Below are 16696 nucleotides of genomic sequence, written 5' to 3'. Positions count from 1 at the left end.
CTACCCCATGCCGGGGAAGTTGAACCCGGGCGGCAGGCCCATGCCCGACTGGATGCCTTCCATCTCGGTGGCGGCGCGGCGGTCGGCCTTGTCGCGCGCGTCGTTGAAGGCGGCGGTGACCAGATCCTCGACCATCTGCTTTTCCTCGACCTTCATCAGGCTGTCGTCGATCGCGACTCCGAGGATGCGGCCGCGCGCGGTGGCGCGGACCTTGACCAGGCCGCCGCCGGCGCTGCCCTCGACCTCGATCGTGTCGAGCTTGGCCTGCGCCTCGCCCATCTGGGTCTGGATGGTTTCGGCCGCTTTCTGCGCGGCGGCGAGCATTTCTTCCATCGACTTCATGCTTTTTGTCTCCATTCCTGCAGGCCGACCGGCGGTTTGTCGCGGTCGGCGATGATTTCCGCACCGGGGAAGGCGGCGAAGGCGGCCTGTACCAACGGATGCGCGCGCGCTTCGGTTTCCGCGCTCTGCTGCGCGGCTTCCTCGCGCTCGGCGATCGAAGGCGCGGCCTCGTGGCCGCCCTCGCCGTCGGGGACTTCCTCGAGCAGCCAGCGCTTGCCGGTGATCGCGGCGAGCGCCTCGCGCAGGGTCGGGGCGATATCGTCGCGGAACAGCGCGGCGCGCGAGTAGCGCAGCAGCCCGTCCTCGACCGCGATCGGGCGGATCTGCAACCGCATGATCCCGGCGGCGAGATGCTGCCCGCCGGCCTCGACCTTTGCGACGAGGTCTTCCCATTGGATCGCGGTGGCGGCGGGAGCATCGGCGGCGGGGCTGCTATCGCTGGCAGGCGCTGCCGGAGCGCGCGTCGCGGCATCCTCGATCAGCCGCGCCAGCCGACCCGGATCGGGCAGTTCCTGCGCATGCAGCGCGCGCAGCAGCGCCATCCGCGCCGAGACCAGCGGGTCGGGCGCCTGGCGCACCTCGTCGTATCCCTTGAGCAGCAATTGCCACAGCCGGTGGAGCTGCGCCGGAGGAATCGCAGCGGCCCATTCGCCCAGCTGTGCGCGTTCCTCGCCGGACAGCGCATCGACCTCGCCCCCCGAGACCTGCGCCACGGTGACGCGGTGGACGATATCCATCAGCGAGCGCAGCATCGCCAGCGGCTCGACCCCGAGCGCGTATTGCTCGTCGATGCCCGCCAGCAGTTCCTTGCCCTCGCCCGCCAGCAGATGCGCCAGCAACCTTCGCTGCGCGCTCTTGTCGGCGAGCCCGAGCATCGAACGGACCCGCTCGGCGGTGACCCGGCCTGCGCTGTCCATATCGGCATGCGCGATCGCCTGATCGAGAATCGAGAGCCCGTCGCGCACCGAACCCTCGGCGGCATTGGCGATGATCGACAGCGCCTCGGCATCGGCCTCGACGCCTTCCTTGATGCATATCTGGCCGAAATGCTCCTGCAGCATCTCGGCGGGGATCCGGCGCAGGTCGAAGCGCTGGGTGCGGCTGAGCACGGTGACGGGGAGCTTTTCCACCTCGGTGGTGGCGAAGAGGAATTTCACATGCGCGGGCGGTTCCTCGAGCGTCTTGAGCAACGCGTTGAAGGCGTTGCGCGAGAGCATGTGGACTTCGTCGACGATGTAGATCTTGTAGCGCGCGCTGACCGCGGAATAGCGCACCGCCTCGATGATCTCGCGGACGTCGTCGACGCCTGTATGGCTGGCGGCGTCCATCTCGATCACGTCGATATGGCGCCCCTCGGCGATGGCGACGCAGGGTTCGCAGACGCCGCAGGGATCGATGGTGGGGCCGCCGGTCCCGTCGGGGCCGATGCAGTTGAGCGCCTTGGCGATCAGCCGCGCAGTCGAGGTCTTGCCGACCCCGCGCACGCCGGTCATCAAAAAGGCATGCGCCAGCCGGTCGCGCGCGATGGCGTTGGCCAGCGTGCGGACCATGGGCTCCTGCCCGATCAGCTCGGAAAAGGTTTGCGGGCGGTATTTGCGCGCGAGCACGCGATAGGGCTGCGCGGGCGCGTCGGGAACGGGTGTGGCGGCGGGTGCAGAGACTGGGGGTGTCGGGGCCGGAGCGGGCTTGTCGACAGGTTTCTCTGCCGGGGCTGGCGTGGACGCGGAATCCGGCGCGCCGAACAGCGCTTCCTGCCCCGCCTGCTCGAGCTCGGCAGCGCTTGGCAGTGCCTCCTCGGAGTCGGGTGCGGGATCGCTCTCCCACGGCAGGCGGTCTGGATTGTCCGGTGAATCACCCATCCACCCTAGCTAGGGCGTGCGCGGGCGTTTGTCATGCTGGCGATTGGTGGAAAAGGAGCCGAGCGACCCGTCGCAATTCACCTGGGCTGCTTCCTTCCGGACCTGACCCGGTGAGCGAACGCAAACGTCCACCCGACTCCCGGAGCGCCATATGGCGGGGAAGTCGCGGGGGTTCAAGTTTTTCGTGTGGTGGCTTGGTAATCGCCCCCTCCGCATCGTCATTGCGAGGAGCGCAGCGACGAAGCAATCCATGGCGCGGCGTTGGCGGTCGTCACCGCCGTCGTGAAGGCGGAAAGCTCCACCCATGGATTGCCACGCCGCCTGCGGCGGCTCGCAATGACGAATTGTGGGTTTCGACCCGTGGCCGAATCCTCGTCATTGCGAGGAGCGAAGCGACGCGGCACTCCAGCGCCTGCCCTCGCGGGCAACGCAAAGCCTAGTTGAAATTGTCCGCGTAGGCCTGCAGCTTGAGATGGCGCGGCGGGGTCGCGTGGATGCGCGCGGTAATCCCGTGCTTGGCGGCATAGGCCTTCGCCTCGTCGCAGGAATCGAAGGTGAGCACGACCTGAGCCTGCGTGTCGCCGCTGCCGGTCCAGCCCATCAGCGGATCGGCATGGCGGGCTTCACTCTGCTCGAATTCGAGCACCCATTCGTCGATCCGCGCCTTGCCGGACTGCATCGCGTTCTTGGGACGTTGATAGATTCGGGCTGCCATGGGGAAGCCTCTAATTCAGCGCGGCGATTTGGAAAAGGCATTCTTGGTCTTGAGGCTGGGCGCTTCGGTCCATGGCCGTTCGGGCCAGCGGTGTTTGGGGTAGCGGCCCTTCATCTCCTTGCGCACGTCGGCCCAGCTGCCGCGCCAGAACCCGGGAAGATCGCGGGTCGCCTGCAGCGGGCGTCCCGCGGGGCTGGTGAGCTTGAGCAGCAGCGGTACGCCGCCCTCCTTTGGGCCGATCATCGGATGGCGCTCGAGCCCGAACAGCGCCTGCACCCGGACTTCGGTGCTGGGGGCATCGTCGCCGGCATAGTCGATCTCGTGCGTGCTCCCCGCGGGCGAGGTGAAGGCGCGCGGGGCCAGAAGGTCCAGCCGCTGGCGCGTGTCCCAATCGAGCAGGCCCACCGCTGCTTCGGCCAATTTGCCCGCTGCCAGATCGAGATCGCGGCGCCCGGCGAGCAGCGGCGCGAGCCATTGCTCCGCGCTTTGCGCGAGATTTTCGGGCGAAAGCGCGTCGATCCCGGCGTGGCGCGCCCGCGCCAGCAGCGCGGGCGGGAGCACTTCCCCCAGCTTCTCGACAGCTTTTTCCACAAGGATATCCGTAATCGCAGCCATGTCTGGCGACGGGTCCGACCCAGTGGCCAGAGTGATCGCGCCGAGGCGGCGTTCGATCCGCGCCTCGACCCGCGCCGCGCTTTCGTTCCAATTGAGCACCTGGCGGCGTTCGATCCTGTCGGGCATCCAGCACTCCAGATCGGACTCCTCAAGCGGCAACGCGGAGGTGATCCGCGCGCCCTTCGCCTGCCCCTGGGCATCGCCGATCGCGAGCCAGTCCTGCCGCGCCAGCGGGCTGGCCGGATCGAGCACGAAGCCGCGCCCGCCTGCGGCAAGCCAGTGCTCCCCCGAAGCGTCGCGGCGTCGCGCAATGGTGTCGGGCATTCCGGCGGCCAGCAGGATGGCGTGCGGGACGGCTTCGCGCTCATCCTTGCCGTTCACCAGGCCCCGCGCCCGTTCCGCCCAGCGCTCCGCCAACTTTCGGCTCGCCTCGGATTTCGGCGAGCGATCAGCGTTCCAGCGCTGCAGCCTGCCCGCCAAATCCTCGCCGCGCCCACCCAGATTGCGTTCCTGCAGCAGCACGGCGATCCGTGCCGCCTCGCGCGCCGCGCCGTGTTCCGCGCCGAACAGCACCATCGCCGCCTGCGCCGGGTCGAGCGCCAGTTCGGCTAGCTTCCGGCCGCGCGGCGTGATCCTGCCATCGAGGTGGAGCGCGCCCAGCCCCTCGAGCTTCTGACGCGCGGCACCGAGCGAGGCTTCGGGCGGCCCATCGAGCCAGGGCAGCGCGGCGGGATCGCCGCTGCCCCACAAGGCAGTCTTGAGCACCAACGGCGCCAGATCGGCGGTCTCGATTTCGGGCGGGTCAAAGCGCGGACGGCCCTTGTGACCGCCCTCCTCCCACAGACGATAGGCGACACCCGGCCCCTGCCGCGCCGCGCGGCCCGCGCGCTGGGTGGCGGCGGCCTGGCTGGCGCGGTGGGTGACCAGATGGGTGGTGCCGGCGGCGCGATCATGTTCGGCGCGGCGCGACAGGCCGGAATCGACCACCACCGAGACACCCTCGAGCGTGATCGAGGTTTCGGCAATGGCGCTGGCGAGCACGATCCGGCGCCTGCCCTGCGGATCGCGGCGGATCGCGCCGCGCTGCATGGCGGGTTCGACCTGACCGTGAAGCGGGAGGATCGGGACGTCGGGCAGCCGCGCCTCGAGCCGCTCGCGGACACGCTCGATCTCGCCCACGCCGGGCAGGAAGGCGAGGATATCGCCCTCTTCCTCGCGCCAGGCGGTCAGGACCGCCTGCGCCATGGCATCCTCGACACGCATCTGCGGCGAGGAGCCGAGCCACCGGATTCGCAGCGGATAGGCGCGCCCTTCGCTCGCGATAGTGCGGGCGCCCTCGCCCAGCAATTCGGCAAAGCGCGCGCCATCGATCGTCGCCGACATCACCAGCACGCGCAGGTCCTCGCGCAACGCCGCGCGGCTTTCCAGCGCCAGCGCGAGGCCCAGATCGCTGTCGAGATGGCGCTCGTGCGCCTCGTCGAACAGCACCGCGGAGACGCCCTCCAGCTCGGGATCGTCGAGCAGCCGGTTGACGAAGATCGCCTCGGTCATGACCAGAATGCGGGTCCGCGCCGAGGTCCTGCTGTCGAGCCGGGTGAGATAGCCCACCGTCTCGCCCGGGCTTTCGCCCAGCAGCTGCGCCATCCGCTCCGCCGCGGCACGCGCCGCCACCCGGCGCGGCGAGGTGAGAATGATCTGGCCGCCGCACCAGGGCTCGCCCAGCAGCGCGGGCGCCACCGCCGTGGTCTTGCCCGCCCCCGGCGGCGCGACCAGCACCGCGGCGGTTTGCTCGCGGAGCGTCGCGAGCAGCTCGGGCAGCACGGCGTGGATGGGGAGGTCGGCGCTCACTCAATCACCTTTGTCATGCTGAACTTGTTTCAGCATCCATTCTTCCTCTTCGAACCGGGTCTGCGAGGATGGATGGATCCTGGAAGCGAAGCTGTGCACAGCACAACCGAGTTCAGGGTGACGAGTGTTTCAATACCCCCGCGCCACCGCGAAGCGCGCCGCCTCGGTCATCGCCTGGCGGGCCTTGCCATCGGGGAAGATCGAGAGCGCATCGATCGCGCGGTCGGCGAAGTGGCGGGCGCGGGCGCGGGTGTCTTCCACCGCGCCGTGGCGGGCGATCAGCGAACAGGCGTGATCGAGATCGGCATCGCTGCTCTTGATGCCCGAGATCGCGTCGCGCCAGAAGCTGCGCTCTTCCTCGCTGCCGCGGGCGTAGGCGAGGATCACCGGGAGCGTCATCTTGCCCTCGCGGAAATCGTCGCCGCGATCCTTCCCCATCGCCGCGGCGTCGGAATCGTAATCGATCGCATCGTCGACCAGCTGGAAAGCGACCCCCAGATTGCGGCCGTATTCATCGAGCGCGCGTTCCTGGTCGTCGTCGCATTCGGCCACCACCGCTGCGATCCGGCTGGCGGCGGCGAACAGCGCCGCAGTCTTGGCGCGGATGATCTGGAGGTAGCGTTCCTCGCTGGTGCCGATCTTGCGCTGCGCGGTGAGCTGGTCGACTTCGCCCTCGGCGATGATCGCGCTGGCGCCCGAGAGAATCTTGAGCACCCTGAGGCTGCCGTCCTCGGTCATCAGTTCGAAGCTGCGGCTGAACAGGAAATCGCCGACCAGCACGGTCGCCGGATTGCCGAAGATGATGTTGGCGGCGGTCTTGCCGCGCCGCATTTCGCTGCCGTCGACGACGTCGTCGTGGAGCAGCGTGGCGGTGTGGATGAATTCGACCGAGGCGGCGAGCTTGTAATGCCGCGAGCCCTGATAGCCGACCAGTTCGGCTCCCGCGAGCGTGAGCATCGGGCGCAGCCGCTTGCCGCCGCCCGAGATGAGATGGCCCGCCAGCGCCGGGATCAGCGGAATCTCGCTCTGCATCCGGTCGAGGATGACCGCATTGACCGCGTTCATCCCCGGCGCGGTCAGCGCCAGCATGGGATCGAGCGAGGGAGCAGGCGATTGCTTGCGCGAAATGGGGACGATATCGGCGCTCATTGCGCTGCGCGCCATGCTCTGCGCGGGCAAGCTTGGCAAGCCGCGATTTGCTGCTAGCCTCGCCGCCATGACCGATCGGATCTCCCAGCAAGCCGCCGCTGCAAAGCCCGCCGAACCGCGCGAAGACGCGGTGCTGGCCGGCTATCGCAAGAGCATCGACAATATCGACGCCGCGCTGGTTCACATCCTCGCCGAACGGTTCCGGATCACCCAGGCGGTGGGCGCCTACAAGGCCGGCGCGACATTACCTCCCGCCGACCCGGCGCGCGAGAAGGAGCAGATCGCGCGGCTGCGGCGGCTGGCGGAGGAATCCGATCTCGATCCCGAATTCAGCGAAAAGTTCATCCGCTTCGTGATCGAGGAGGTGATCCGCCATCACGAGAAGGCGCGCAACGGCGATCGGTCGGAAAGATCGTGAACGGCGCGCTGTTGTTTGTGGCCAAAATGCAGCTATTCTGACCCGATTGCGACAGAATGGAGCCTTCGGGCCACCAATGGCCTTGAGTCCTGCGCGGTGGGTAACTAAGACTTGCCGCAACACGTCATCAAAGGGGAGTTGATTATGAAGTTCGGTAAAGCAGCCTTGGCCGTATCGGCCGTCAGTCTCGCAATCACTCCGGCAGCCTTCGCTGCCGAGCGCGTCAGCGCGCCGGTCGAAGGCGAGAGCGAAATCGGCGGCGGCGGCGCCACCGTGGCCGTGCTGTTCGCGATCCTCGCGCTTGGCATCGGCATCGCGGTCGGTGGCCAGGACGAACCCGTCAGCCCCTGATCGCTGCATCGGATACGAATACGAGACGGGGTCGGTTTTCCGGCCCCGTTTTCGTTTTGGCTCAGGAAAATCCCGAAGAGATGTCGGGACCGCCTGGTGCCCTCATGGCGGTGACTTGCTCCGGGATCACTTCGCCGGAAGGCTATTCGCGCGCGGCAGGCTGAGCCGCACCAGCAGCCCGCCCAGATCCTCGCTTTCGCCGAGCTCCACCTCGCCGCCATAGATCTCGGCGACATCGCGGACGATCGCCAGCCCCAGGCCGGTGCCGGGCTTGCCGGTGTCGAGCCGCGCCCCGCGATCGAAGATGCTGATTCGGTCGGCCTCGGGGATGCCGACCCCATCGTCCTCGACCCAGATCACGCACAGTTCCTCCTCGGGCTCGGCATCGATCGTCGCGAAGACGCTGCCACCGCCGTATTTGGCCGCATTCTCGATCAGATTGCCGAGAATCTCGTCGAGGTCCTGGCGTTCGATGGCGACCTGCGCATCGCGATTGCCGTCGATGTCGAAGCGGGTGCCCGGATAGAGCCGTTCGACCGCCCGGCGGACCGCCTCGGCGCTCTCCCACACCGGGGTGCGCGCCAGCCCGACCGCCCTGCGACCCACCGCGCGCGCGCGGGCGAGGTGATGATCGACATGGCGCTGCATGGTGCGCGCCTCGCGGATGGTGGTGTCGGCGAGATCCTCGGCGCGCGCGGTGGCGGCATTGGTCAGCACGGTCAGCGGGGTCTTGAGCGCATGGGCGAGATTGCCCGCATGGGTGCGCGCTTCCTCCGCCTGCTTGGCCGAATGGGCGAGCAGCGCATTGAGCTCCTCCACCAACGGCTGGACCTCGAGCGGAAGCGGCTCGTCGATCCGGTTGACCCCGGTGCTGCGCATCTGCTGGATCGCCGCGCGAACCCGGCGCAGGGGGCCCAGCCCGACCCAGTTCTGCAGCACCGCCATCGCGAACAGCCCCAGCCCCAGCAGCGCGAAACTCCACAACAGGATCGCGCGAATCTCGCCGATCTGGGCGTCCAGTTCTCCGCGGCTGGCGGCCACGGTGAACCACCAGCGGGTGTCGCTGTCGGGCAGATAGACCGCACGTTCCGCCACCCGCAGCGGTTCGTTCGGAAATTGTTCCGAATCGTAGATGACGAGCTCGTGCCCGGGATCGCTGCCGCGCACCTCGAGGCTGCGATCCCACAGGCTGCGGCTGGGGTAATCCTCCTGACCCTCGCCGCGAATCTGCCAATAGACGCCGCTGTTCGGTTCAAGGAAGCGCTGATCGCCCAACCGCCGGTAGAAATAGACGTCGCCGAAGGGATCGATCTCGGCGGAGGAGACCAGCGCGTTCATCACATATTCGAGCTGATCGTCGAAATTGCGCTCGACCAGCGAGGTCAGCGTCCGGTCGAGCGCGAAACCGCCGGCGAGCAGCAGCACGAGGATCCAGCCTGCGGCGATCGCCATCATCCGGCTGGCGAGGCTGCGCTTGCCGCCCACCGCCTTGCCTACCGTCACGGGGTTGCGCGCTTCCCCCGCCGGCTCGGCCGGGGAAGCGCCCGCACGATCGGGATCAGGCGCGGGGGGCGTCGTCGGGATCGTCGAGTGAGTAGCCAAGGCCACGGATCGTTGTGATGACTTCTGCGCCCAGCTTCTTGCGGATACGGGTGACGAAGACCTCGATGGTGTTGGAGTCGCGGTCGAAATCCTGATCGTAGATATGCTCGATCAGCTCGGTCCGGCTGACCACCTTGCCCTTGTGATGGATGAGATAGCTCAGCAGCTTGTATTCCTGCGCGGTGAGCTTGACCGGCTCGCCCTTGAGCGTGACCCGGCCCGAACGGGTGTCCAGCCGGACATCACCCGCAGTAAGCTCGCTCGACGTATTGCCCGAGGCGCGGCGGATCAGCGCGCGCAGCCGGGCGATCAGTTCCTCGGTCTGGAACGGCTTGGCGAGGTAATCGTCGGCGCCCGCATCGAGCCCGGCGACCTTGTCGGACCAGCTGTCGCGCGCGGTGAGCACCAGCACCGGAAAGGTCCGCCCTTCCTTGCGCCACATGCCGAGCACCGAAAGCCCGTCGATCTCGGGCAGGCCCAGATCGAGGATCACGGCGTCGTAATCTTCGGTCGAGCCCATGAAATGGCCGTCTTCGCCATCGGTCGAGAGATCGACCGCATAGCCGTTCTGTTCGAGCGTCGATTTCAATTGTTGGCCGAGGGTCGGCTCGTCCTCGACAATCAGGAGCCGCATACAATTCCTATCCCTGTTCGCGCTTGGCCGCCCCGGTATCGGAGCGCGCCGGAGATGTCGTTCATCTGCAGGAACGCGTCAAGTTGGCGCAGGTTTCTAGCGGCTGCGCCGGATGACCCGCCCGGTGCGCGCATCGACATCGACGAACATCACCCTTCCATCGCGGATGAACTTGAGCCGATAGGCCATCGCGGTCGAATCATAGGCGGGACCCAGATATTCGGCATCGCGCATCGTCGGCAGGATCCGCGCCTCGATCTCGCGCAGGGACAGGACGTTCCCGGCGCGCATTTCCTTGCGGGCCTCGCCCTGATCCGAATTCTGCTGGGCGACAGCCGGAGCATGGGCACAAAGGGCGAGACCGGCAGCGGCCAGGGAGGCGAGGAGATGTTTCATGATGGATGGGATGATTGGGCCCAAGCCATTGAACAAGGACTGAATGTCCCCTCGCCCCCATTTGGCACCTGTTGGCTTGGTCCGGTTAGCGGCCCATCTCGTATTTGACCGTGATGCTAACTCCGGTGCCGACCTGGCCCGGCTCGATCGGCGGGGCGGATTCGCCCGAATCCATCGCCGCGCGCGCCATCATCGGTTGCGGCATCGGTCCATGGTTCTGCACGCTTTCGGAGATCTCGAGCAACCGAACCGAAGAGTATCCGGCCACCCGGGCATAGTCCTCGGCCATCCGGCGACCGCGCGCGAACGCCTGCGCGCGCGCTTCGGCCTTGGCTGCCTCGTCGTCCTCGATCATGAAGTTCGGCCCGTAGATCGTGTTGGCGCCGGCATTCACGAGCGCGTCGAGGATTTCCCCGGCCCGCGGCAGATCGCGCAGTTTCACCTGCACCTGATTGCTCACATTGTAGCCGCGGAACACCTGTTCCCCGCTCTGCTGGTTGTAGTCGTATTGCGGGCTGAGATTGAAATTGCTGGTCTGGATGTCCTCGCCCGCGATGCCGAGCTGGCGCAGCCGGGCGACGATCCGGTCCATCGCCTGCGAATTCTGCGTCAGCGCTTCGCGTGCGGTGGCCGCGCGGGTGGTCACACCGGCGCCGACCTGCGCCACATCGGGCGCGCTGCGGACGACTTCATTGACCGACAGTTCGACCACCGGTCCCTGGCTGGCGATCTGGATTTCGGCCGCGGAAGCCGGAACCGCGATGGCCGCCACGGCGGCCAGAGGAATTGCGTATCGAAGCATTGTGTTCTCCTTGGTGGCAAGCCCCTCGACTGCCTCGCTCGAACAAGCGAACGAGAGGCGAGTTGTTCCGCATCTTCTTCTTCTCGCCTGTACCGCTGCACGCAGGCTGAACGCGAGTCGGGCCCGTCGAGGCGAGGCCCCGGAGATTGGACTTGTCGCATGCGCGGGCAACGCCTACCTCGCGCGTCCCATGGCGCAACCTCCGATCCTCAGCTGGGAAGGTCTCGGTCTTCAACAGGGCGGTCGCTGGCTGTTCGGCGCGCCCGAGACCGGCGGGCTCGACCTCCATATCGGCGCGCGCGACCGGATCGCGCTGATCGGTCGCAACGGCGCGGGCAAGACCACTTTGTTCAAGCTGATCGACGACAGGATCGAGGCCGATCGCGGCCTGCGCAAGGTCAAGCCCGGCACCCGGATCGTGGTGCTCGAACAGGACCCGGCCGTCGCCGGACACGCGACGCTGATGGACTGGGCGCTCTCCGGCGAAGACGCTCCCGCCGAGTACGAGATCGATGCCATCGCCGGCCAGCTCGGGATCGACATGACGACCGCGACCAGGGGCGCCAGCGGCGGCGAGAGGCGGCGAGCGGCGATCGCCCGCGCGCTGGCGCAGGATCCCGACCTGCTGCTGCTCGACGAGCCGACCAACCATCTCGACCTCGCCGCGATCGACTGGCTCGAGGATTATCTCGATCGCTACACCGGCGCCTTCGTGGTGATCAGCCACGACCGCACCTTCCTCAAGCGGCTGACCCGCACGACGCTGTGGCTCGACCGCGGCGGGCTGCGGCGCAAGGAGATCGGTTTCGGCGGCTACGAGGCCTGGGAAGAACAGGTCTATGCCGAAGAGGCGCGCAATGCCGACCGGCTCGACGCCAAGCTCAAGCTGGAGGCGCATTGGCTCGAACGCGGGGTGACCGCGCGGCGCAAACGCAACCAGGGGCGGCTGGAAAAACTCCACCAGATGCGCGCCGCGCGCGCCTCGATGGTGTCCGGCGCGGGCACCGCGAAGCTCAAGCTGGCGACGGAGACCGAGTTCAAGTCCAAGGCCGTCATCACCGCGGAAGACATCTCCAAGAGCTACGACGGACGGGCGATCATCAAGCCCTTCAGCCTGCGGATCCAGCGTGGCGACCGGATCGGGATCGTCGGCTCCAACGGCGCGGGCAAGACCACGCTGCTCAGGATGCTGACCGGCGAACTCGAACCCGATACCGGCAGCGTCGAGATTGCCAAGACGCTGACCGGGGTGATGATCGACCAGCAGCGCAGCCTCATGGCCCCCGACAAGACGGTGCGCGAGGTGCTCGCCGAAGGCGGCGACTGGATCGACGTGCGCGGGGTGCGCAAGCATGTGCTCGCCTATCTCAAGGACTTCCTGTTCGATCCCAAGATGGTCGACACCAGGGTCGGCATCCTCTCGGGCGGCGAGCGTTCGCGGCTGCTGCTGGCGCGCGAATTCGCCAAGGCCAGCAATCTGCTGGTGCTCGACGAACCGACCAACGATCTCGACCTCGAGACGCTCGACCTGCTGCAGGAGGTGATCTCGGACTACGAGGGCACCGTGCTGCTGGTGAGCCACGATCGCGACTTCCTCGACCGCACGGTGACGCTGACGCTGGGGCTCGACGGCACCGGCCAGGTCGATGTGGTCGCGGGCGGCTACGAGGACTGGCAGCGCAAGCGCCGCGAACCGGTGGCCGGCAGGAAGAGCGATGCGGCTGCGGCGAGCAAGCCCGCCGCCAAGGCTCCGCCGCCGCCGAAGTCCGACAAGCTGACCTACAAGGACCAGCGCGATTACGAGTTGCTGCCCGCGCGGATCGAGGAGTTGGAAAGCGCGATCGCCAAGGGTGAGGCGATCCTCGCCGATCCCGACCTGTTCTCCGCCGATCCGCAGAAATTCGCCAATATCTCGCAGGGGATCGAGAACGCCCGCGCCGAGAAGGATGCGGCGGAAGAGCGCTGGCTGACGCTGGCCGAACGGGTCGAGGGGTGAGCGAGGCGCTGCGGCGCGAGATCGCCGGGTGCCGGCTTTGCGGGCAGCACCTGCCGCATGGGGTGCGCCCGGTGGTGGGGTTTTCGGCGACGGCGCGGCTGCTGATCATAGGCCAGGCGCCGGGATCGAAGGTCCATGAGAGCGGGATTCCCTGGGACGATGCCAGTGGCGACCGGCTGCGCGAGTGGACCGGGCTGAGCAAGGACGAGATGTACGATCCCGCGCGGGTGGCGCTGGTGCCGATGGGGTTCTGCTATCCGGGCAAGGCCAGCGGGGGCGACAAGCCTCCGCGCCGCGAATGCGCAGCCCAATGGCACGGGCGCGTGCTCGAAGTCCTTCCCGCCAAGCGGCTGACGCTGCTGGTCGGGATGCATGCGCAGGCTCACTACCTCCCCGAACACCGCAAATGGTCGATGACCGAGCGGGTGCGCGAATTCCGCAGCTTTCTGCCGGATGCCTTCCCCCTGCCCCACCCCGCCTGGCGGAGCACGATCTGGATGCGCAAGAATCCGTGGTTCGAGACCGAGGTGCTGCCCGAATTGCGCGCGGCGGTCTCGGAGCCGGTGGCGGGCGCGGATCGCGGCGCAAGTTGATGAAGCACATCCGGGCGCCTCATGTGAGGCGGTAGAAGTCGGCGACCCGGTCGAGCGCGAGGCGGAGCACCAGCTTGCCGCTGCGCGCGGGCCATTCGAGCGCCTTTTCCGCCGCCGGGATCGTCTCGCCAGCGCAGATCACGCGCCACAGCACGTCCTGCAGGCCCCCGCCGGCCTGCGCCAGCGCGCCGTGGAACCGCGCCTTGGCGGCGATCTGGCGTTCGGCGCCGGTGAGGCCGGTATCGCCGGTGGTGCGCGCGCGAACCGGGTCCCAGCGCATCGTCACGCTGGGCGCGAGTTGCGCGCGTTCGTAGTCGCGCCGCAATTGCTCGCCGCCCGCCAATTGCCGGTCGTCGAGATAGCCGCGCGAGTGCAGCCAGGTCAGCGGCGATTCGGCGAGATTGACGGTGACCGAGCGCCGGGTGCGGTGACGCGGACCGTCGGCGCGGCGGGGACCTTCCGGCGTGAGTTCGCGTTCGATCAATTGACGTTTCATGCAGGGAGCCTCCACTAGAGCGAGGGAGGCCTTGCGTTGTTCCGGTTCCTGTAGGAAAGCCGAAAAACCATATCGGTTAGAGAAAGCCCCCCGATGATCAACCGCATCCGCGATATCCGCAAACAGAAGGGCTGGACGCTGGCCGATGTCGCGCAAGCCTGCGTCCCGCCGACAACGCCGCAGACGGTCGGGCGACTCGAGACGGGGATGCGCAATCTATCGCTCAAATGGATGGAGCGGATCGCGACCGCGCTGGAGGTCGAACCCGAAATGCTGGTCCGCTCAGAGGGTTCCGCGCCCCCGCAGACCGTCGCGGTGCTGGCTGCGAATGGCGCCGAGGCGCTGCCTCAATCGCGCGATGCCCTGCTCGCAACCGAGCTGGGCGGCGAGGCGCCGCTGGTGGTGCTCGAGATCGCCTATCCGCATGGCGAATACCGCCCCGGCGATCAGCTGTGGCTGCGCCAGCTCGCCCCCGAGGAGGCGGCGCGCGCAATCAACCGCGACGTTCTGGTCCCACGCAAACACGGCCGCTTCGCCTTCGGGCGGCTGATCGACCGCCAGGGCAAGATGGTCGGCATTCTCCCGCCCGGCCATGGGCAGAAGCAGGAAGTCGTCAGCGATCCCGCCTGGATTGCGGTCGCCGAGATGCTGGTGCGGCGCCTCTGATGCCACGCGTCCTCTCGCTATCGACGCTCTACCCCAACGGCGCCCAGCCCCGGTTCGGCACCTTCGTCGCGCGCTCGCTCGAGGCGCTGCAGCGCGAGACCGACTGGGAGGTGACCGTGATCAACCCGATCGGCGTCGCGCCGCTCGCGCTGGGCCGATATCGCGCCAAGGCCGCCGCAGCCGTCGACGGCATCGAGCACGGCGTCCCGGTCCACCGCCCCACCTTTCGCCTGCTGCCGGGGATCGGCGGGCGTCTCAACCCCCGCGCCATTGCGGGCGCGGCGATCCCGCTGGCCAGGCGGCTGCACCGCGAGAAGCCCTTCGATCTGGTCGATGCGCAATTCTTCTATCCCGACGGACCGGCGGCGCTGCGCGTCGCTCGCGCGCTCGATCTGCCGCTGTCGATCAAGGCCCGGGGCGCGGATATTCATTACTGGGGCGGCAAATCCTACGCCCGCGCTGCCATGCTCGAGGCGGGCGAGGCCGCAGCAGGGCTGCTGGCGGTGTGCGAAGCGCTGGCCAGCGACATGACCGCGCTGGGCCTGCCTCGCGAGAAGATCGCGGCGCATTACACCGGGCTCGATCGCGACCGCTTCCGGCCGCTCGACCACACCCGCCTGCGCCCGCGGCTGGCCAAAGAACTCGATTTGCCGCTGGGATTCGCGGAGCCGCTGCTGGTCAGCGTCGGCGCGCTGATCCCGCGTAAAGGACAGCAGCTGGTGATCCGCGCGCTGGCCGGCCTCCCCGCCGACCTGCAAGGGGCGCGGCTGCTGCTGGTCGGCAAGGGCGAGGACGAGCCCAGGCTGCGAGCGCTGGCGGCGGAACTGGGCGTGGCCGAGCGGGTTCATTTTCTCGGCTTGCTCGACCACGACATGCTGCCGCTGGTGCTCTCGGCCTGCGACGCGATGGTGCTTCCCTCCGCCAGCGAAGGGCTCGCCAACGCTTGGGTCGAGGCGCTGGCTTGCGGCACCCCGCTGGTGATCACCGATGTCGGCGGCGCGCGCGAACTGGTGAGCGATCCCGTTGCGGGCGTGCTGGTCGCGCGCGAGACGCAAGCGGTGCGCGAAGGCGTGGCCCGCGTGCTCGCCCAACCCCGCGACCGCCAGGCCGTGGCGGCAACGGTAGAGCGTTTCGGCTGGACCGAGAACGCCCGCGCGCTTGCGGCCTATTACGACCGTCTGCCCGGAACCGCCGGCTAGACCCCGTCGAGGATCCCGCCGACCGGGTTCTCAGACCTCGCCGCGCGCGGCGCGGTCCTGTTTGTCGGTGGCGGTTTCATCGGGGACGAAGCTCTTCGAGGTCACCCCCATCCAGATCAGCAGCGGCGCAGCCAGATAGACCGAACTGTAGGTGCCGACGCCAAGCCCGACGGTGATCGCCGCGACCAGGCCGAACAGGCTGGCAGGGCCGAAGAACAACAACGGCAGCAGCGCGACCAGCAGCGTCAGGCTGGTCATCACGGTGCGCGCCAGCGTCTCGTTGACCGACAGATCGAGCAGTTCTGGCAGCGGCATCTTGCGGTATTTCTTCAGATTCTCGCGGATCCGGTCATAAACCACGATCGTGTCGTTGAGCGAGTAGCCGATGATCGCGAGGATCGCGGCGATGATCTGGAGGCTGAACTCGAGCTGGAACAGCGCGAACAGGCCCAGCGCGACCGACACGTCGTGGACCAGCGCGAACAGCGCCCCGACCCCGAATTGCCATTCGAAGCGGATCCAGATGTAGATCGCCACCGCGATCATCGCCGCGAGCAGCGCGAAGGCGGCGTCGCTGCGGAACTCGCCCGAGACCTTGCCCGAGACCGAATCGACGCCATCGATGCGCAATTGGGGATGATCGGCCTCGAGCGCCGCGGTGATGTCCTCGGTCATGCGATTGGCGAATTCCGGATCGCCTTCGGCCTCGTCGGGCAGCGCGACGCGGATCGAGACCTGGTTGGGTTCGCCGAAGCGCTGGATGATCGGGTTCTCGACCGCGGGCAGCGCATCGACCGTCTCGCGGATCTCCGCGACCGGGGCTTCCGCCTCGCCCACGAAGGTGACGCGGATTTCCTGGCCACCCGCGAAATCGACTCCGTAATTGAGGCCGTTGACCGCCACCAGCGTCCAGCTTCCCAGGATCAGGAACAGGCTGAAAACGAAGAACGGGACGCGCCATTTGAGGAACTGGATGTTGGTGTCGTCGGGGACGAGCTTGAGCAGTTTCATGGTC

17 protein-coding genes and 1 other RNA gene are annotated in these 16696 nt (G+C 67.7%); 6 read left to right on the top strand and 12 right to left on the bottom strand.

From position 1 onward, the window contains the following. The 6 genes from Q9K01_RS05460 to Q9K01_RS05435 form a co-directional block, all read right to left on the bottom strand. Nucleotides 1-342 (bottom strand): YbaB/EbfC family nucleoid-associated protein, encoded by a 342-nt coding sequence (locus tag Q9K01_RS05460; protein WP_305929221.1) that lies wholly within the window; start codon nucleotides 340-342, stop codon nucleotides 1-3. Beyond that, nucleotides 339-2201 carry a DNA polymerase III subunit gamma/tau gene (locus Q9K01_RS05455; protein ID WP_305929220.1) on the bottom strand — a complete coding sequence of 621 codons (1863 nt, stop codon included), beginning with the start codon at nucleotides 2199-2201 and terminating at the stop codon, nucleotides 339-341. Before Q9K01_RS05455 ends, Q9K01_RS05460 begins: the two co-directional genes overlap by 4 nt. A 48-nt stretch (nucleotides 2202-2249) precedes the next feature. Then, nucleotides 2250-2344, bottom strand: an RNA gene (ffs, locus tag Q9K01_RS05450) — signal recognition particle sRNA small type. A 293-nt stretch (nucleotides 2345-2637) separates the two neighbouring features. Further along, nucleotides 2638-2916 (bottom strand): ETC complex I subunit, encoded by a 279-nt coding sequence (locus tag Q9K01_RS05445; protein WP_305929219.1) that lies wholly within the window; start codon nucleotides 2914-2916, stop codon nucleotides 2638-2640. Nucleotides 2917-2931: 15 nt separating this feature from the next. Further along, nucleotides 2932-5379 carry an ATP-dependent helicase HrpB gene (gene hrpB, locus Q9K01_RS05440; RefSeq protein WP_305929218.1) on the bottom strand — a complete coding sequence of 816 codons (2448 nt, stop codon included), beginning with the start codon at nucleotides 5377-5379 and terminating at the stop codon, nucleotides 2932-2934. A 129-nt stretch (nucleotides 5380-5508) separates the two neighbouring features. After that, nucleotides 5509-6528 carry a polyprenyl synthetase family protein gene (locus Q9K01_RS05435; protein WP_305929873.1) on the bottom strand — a complete coding sequence of 340 codons (1020 nt, stop codon included), beginning with the start codon at nucleotides 6526-6528 and terminating at the stop codon, nucleotides 5509-5511. Nucleotides 6529-6595: 67 nt separating this feature from the next. Between Q9K01_RS05435 and Q9K01_RS05430 the strand changes: the two genes are divergently transcribed. Further along, the gene (locus tag Q9K01_RS05430) at nucleotides 6596-6946 is read left to right on the top strand and encodes a chorismate mutase (RefSeq protein ID WP_305929217.1); all 351 of its coding nucleotides are present in this window, start codon (nucleotides 6596-6598) and stop codon (nucleotides 6944-6946) included. A gap of 144 nt (nucleotides 6947-7090) precedes the next feature. Continuing rightward, a complete protein-coding gene (locus Q9K01_RS05425) occupies nucleotides 7091-7297 on the top strand; it encodes a hypothetical protein (protein ID WP_305929216.1) in 207 nt (68 codons plus the stop codon). A 126-nt stretch (nucleotides 7298-7423) separates the two neighbouring features. Here Q9K01_RS05425 and Q9K01_RS05420 read toward each other — a convergent pair whose 3' ends face one another. The 4 genes from Q9K01_RS05420 to Q9K01_RS05405 all read right to left on the bottom strand — a co-directional run bounded on the left by Q9K01_RS05420 (nucleotide 7424) and on the right by Q9K01_RS05405 (nucleotide 10731). Beyond that, on the bottom strand, nucleotides 7424-8899 hold the full coding sequence (locus Q9K01_RS05420) for a sensor histidine kinase (RefSeq protein ID WP_422785294.1): 1476 nt from the start codon (nucleotides 8897-8899) through the stop codon (nucleotides 7424-7426). Continuing rightward, on the bottom strand, nucleotides 8856-9533 hold the full coding sequence (locus Q9K01_RS05415; protein WP_305929215.1) for a response regulator transcription factor: 678 nt from the start codon (nucleotides 9531-9533) through the stop codon (nucleotides 8856-8858). Before Q9K01_RS05415 ends, Q9K01_RS05420 begins: the two co-directional genes overlap by 44 nt. A gap of 96 nt (nucleotides 9534-9629) precedes the next feature. Next, nucleotides 9630-9929 carry a PepSY domain-containing protein gene (locus Q9K01_RS05410; RefSeq protein WP_305929214.1) on the bottom strand — a complete coding sequence of 100 codons (300 nt, stop codon included), beginning with the start codon at nucleotides 9927-9929 and terminating at the stop codon, nucleotides 9630-9632. 85 nt (nucleotides 9930-10014) lie between these two features. Continuing rightward, the gene (locus Q9K01_RS05405) at nucleotides 10015-10731 is read right to left on the bottom strand and encodes an SIMPL domain-containing protein (RefSeq protein WP_305929213.1); all 717 of its coding nucleotides are present in this window, start codon (nucleotides 10729-10731) and stop codon (nucleotides 10015-10017) included. A gap of 190 nt (nucleotides 10732-10921) precedes the next feature. Between Q9K01_RS05405 and Q9K01_RS05400 the strand changes: the two genes are divergently transcribed. Together Q9K01_RS05400 and Q9K01_RS05395 are read left to right on the top strand one after the other, a co-directional pair. Continuing rightward, nucleotides 10922-12727 carry an ABC-F family ATP-binding cassette domain-containing protein gene (locus Q9K01_RS05400; RefSeq protein ID WP_305929212.1) on the top strand — a complete coding sequence of 602 codons (1806 nt, stop codon included), beginning with the start codon at nucleotides 10922-10924 and terminating at the stop codon, nucleotides 12725-12727. After that, complete coding sequence (locus tag Q9K01_RS05395) at nucleotides 12724-13320, top strand: uracil-DNA glycosylase family protein (protein ID WP_305929211.1); 597 nt, start codon at nucleotides 12724-12726, stop codon at nucleotides 13318-13320. The genes Q9K01_RS05400 and Q9K01_RS05395 overlap by 4 nt, the downstream gene beginning before the upstream one ends. Before the next feature lie 19 nt (nucleotides 13321-13339). Here the strand turns inward: Q9K01_RS05395 and Q9K01_RS05390 are convergent, their stop codons facing one another. Next, complete coding sequence (locus tag Q9K01_RS05390; RefSeq protein WP_305929210.1) at nucleotides 13340-13816, bottom strand: DUF6456 domain-containing protein; 477 nt, start codon at nucleotides 13814-13816, stop codon at nucleotides 13340-13342. A 93-nt stretch (nucleotides 13817-13909) separates the two neighbouring features. On the opposite strand from Q9K01_RS05390, the gene Q9K01_RS05385 reads away from it, so the two are divergent. Both Q9K01_RS05385 and Q9K01_RS05380 read left to right on the top strand, forming a co-directional pair. Continuing rightward, nucleotides 13910-14482: a helix-turn-helix domain-containing protein gene (locus Q9K01_RS05385; protein WP_305929209.1), complete on the top strand. Its 573-nt coding sequence runs from the start codon at nucleotides 13910-13912 to the stop codon at nucleotides 14480-14482. After that, nucleotides 14482-15681 (top strand): glycosyltransferase, encoded by a 1200-nt coding sequence (locus Q9K01_RS05380; RefSeq protein WP_305929208.1) that lies wholly within the window; start codon nucleotides 14482-14484, stop codon nucleotides 15679-15681. The genes Q9K01_RS05385 and Q9K01_RS05380 overlap by 1 nt, the downstream gene beginning before the upstream one ends. 30 nt (nucleotides 15682-15711) lie before the next feature. Here the strand turns inward: Q9K01_RS05380 and secF are convergent, their stop codons facing one another. Next, the gene (gene secF / locus Q9K01_RS05375; RefSeq protein WP_305929207.1) at nucleotides 15712-16692 is read right to left on the bottom strand and encodes a protein translocase subunit SecF; all 981 of its coding nucleotides are present in this window, start codon (nucleotides 16690-16692) and stop codon (nucleotides 15712-15714) included. Between the last annotated feature and the right edge of the window lie 4 nt (nucleotides 16693-16696).

It is taken from the genome of Qipengyuania benthica, from assembly GCF_030717865.1.
GTDB lineage: Bacteria > Pseudomonadota > Alphaproteobacteria > Sphingomonadales > Sphingomonadaceae > Qipengyuania > Qipengyuania benthica.
This window is presented reverse-complemented; position numbering and strand designations above follow the sequence as displayed.

Coding starts and splice junctions, on each gene's coding strand:
- Q9K01_RS05460 (WP_305929221.1), bottom strand. CDS start 342: ATGAAGTCGATGGAAGAAATGCTCGCCGCCGCGCAGAAAGCGGCCGAA.
- Q9K01_RS05455 (WP_305929220.1), bottom strand. CDS start 2,201: ATGGGTGATTCACCGGACAATCCAGACCGCCTGCCGTGGGAGAGCGAT.
- Q9K01_RS05445 (WP_305929219.1), bottom strand. CDS start 2,916: ATGGCAGCCCGAATCTATCAACGTCCCAAGAACGCGATGCAGTCCGGC.
- Q9K01_RS05435 (WP_305929873.1), bottom strand. CDS start 6,528: ATGAGCGCCGATATCGTCCCCATTTCGCGCAAGCAATCGCCTGCTCCC.
- Q9K01_RS05430 (WP_305929217.1), top strand. CDS start 6,596: ATGACCGATCGGATCTCCCAGCAAGCCGCCGCTGCAAAGCCCGCCGAA.
- Q9K01_RS05425 (WP_305929216.1), top strand. CDS start 7,091: ATGAAGTTCGGTAAAGCAGCCTTGGCCGTATCGGCCGTCAGTCTCGCA.
- Q9K01_RS05415 (WP_305929215.1), bottom strand. CDS start 9,533: ATGCGGCTCCTGATTGTCGAGGACGAGCCGACCCTCGGCCAACAATTG.
- Q9K01_RS05410 (WP_305929214.1), bottom strand. CDS start 9,929: ATGAAACATCTCCTCGCCTCCCTGGCCGCTGCCGGTCTCGCCCTTTGT.
- Q9K01_RS05405 (WP_305929213.1), bottom strand. CDS start 10,731: ATGCTTCGATACGCAATTCCTCTGGCCGCCGTGGCGGCCATCGCGGTT.
- Q9K01_RS05400 (WP_305929212.1), top strand. CDS start 10,922: ATGGCGCAACCTCCGATCCTCAGCTGGGAAGGTCTCGGTCTTCAACAG.
- Q9K01_RS05390 (WP_305929210.1), bottom strand. CDS start 13,816: ATGAAACGTCAATTGATCGAACGCGAACTCACGCCGGAAGGTCCCCGC.
- Q9K01_RS05385 (WP_305929209.1), top strand. CDS start 13,910: ATGATCAACCGCATCCGCGATATCCGCAAACAGAAGGGCTGGACGCTG.
- Q9K01_RS05380 (WP_305929208.1), top strand. CDS start 14,482: ATGCCACGCGTCCTCTCGCTATCGACGCTCTACCCCAACGGCGCCCAG.
- secF (WP_305929207.1), bottom strand. CDS start 16,692: ATGAAACTGCTCAAGCTCGTCCCCGACGACACCAACATCCAGTTCCTC.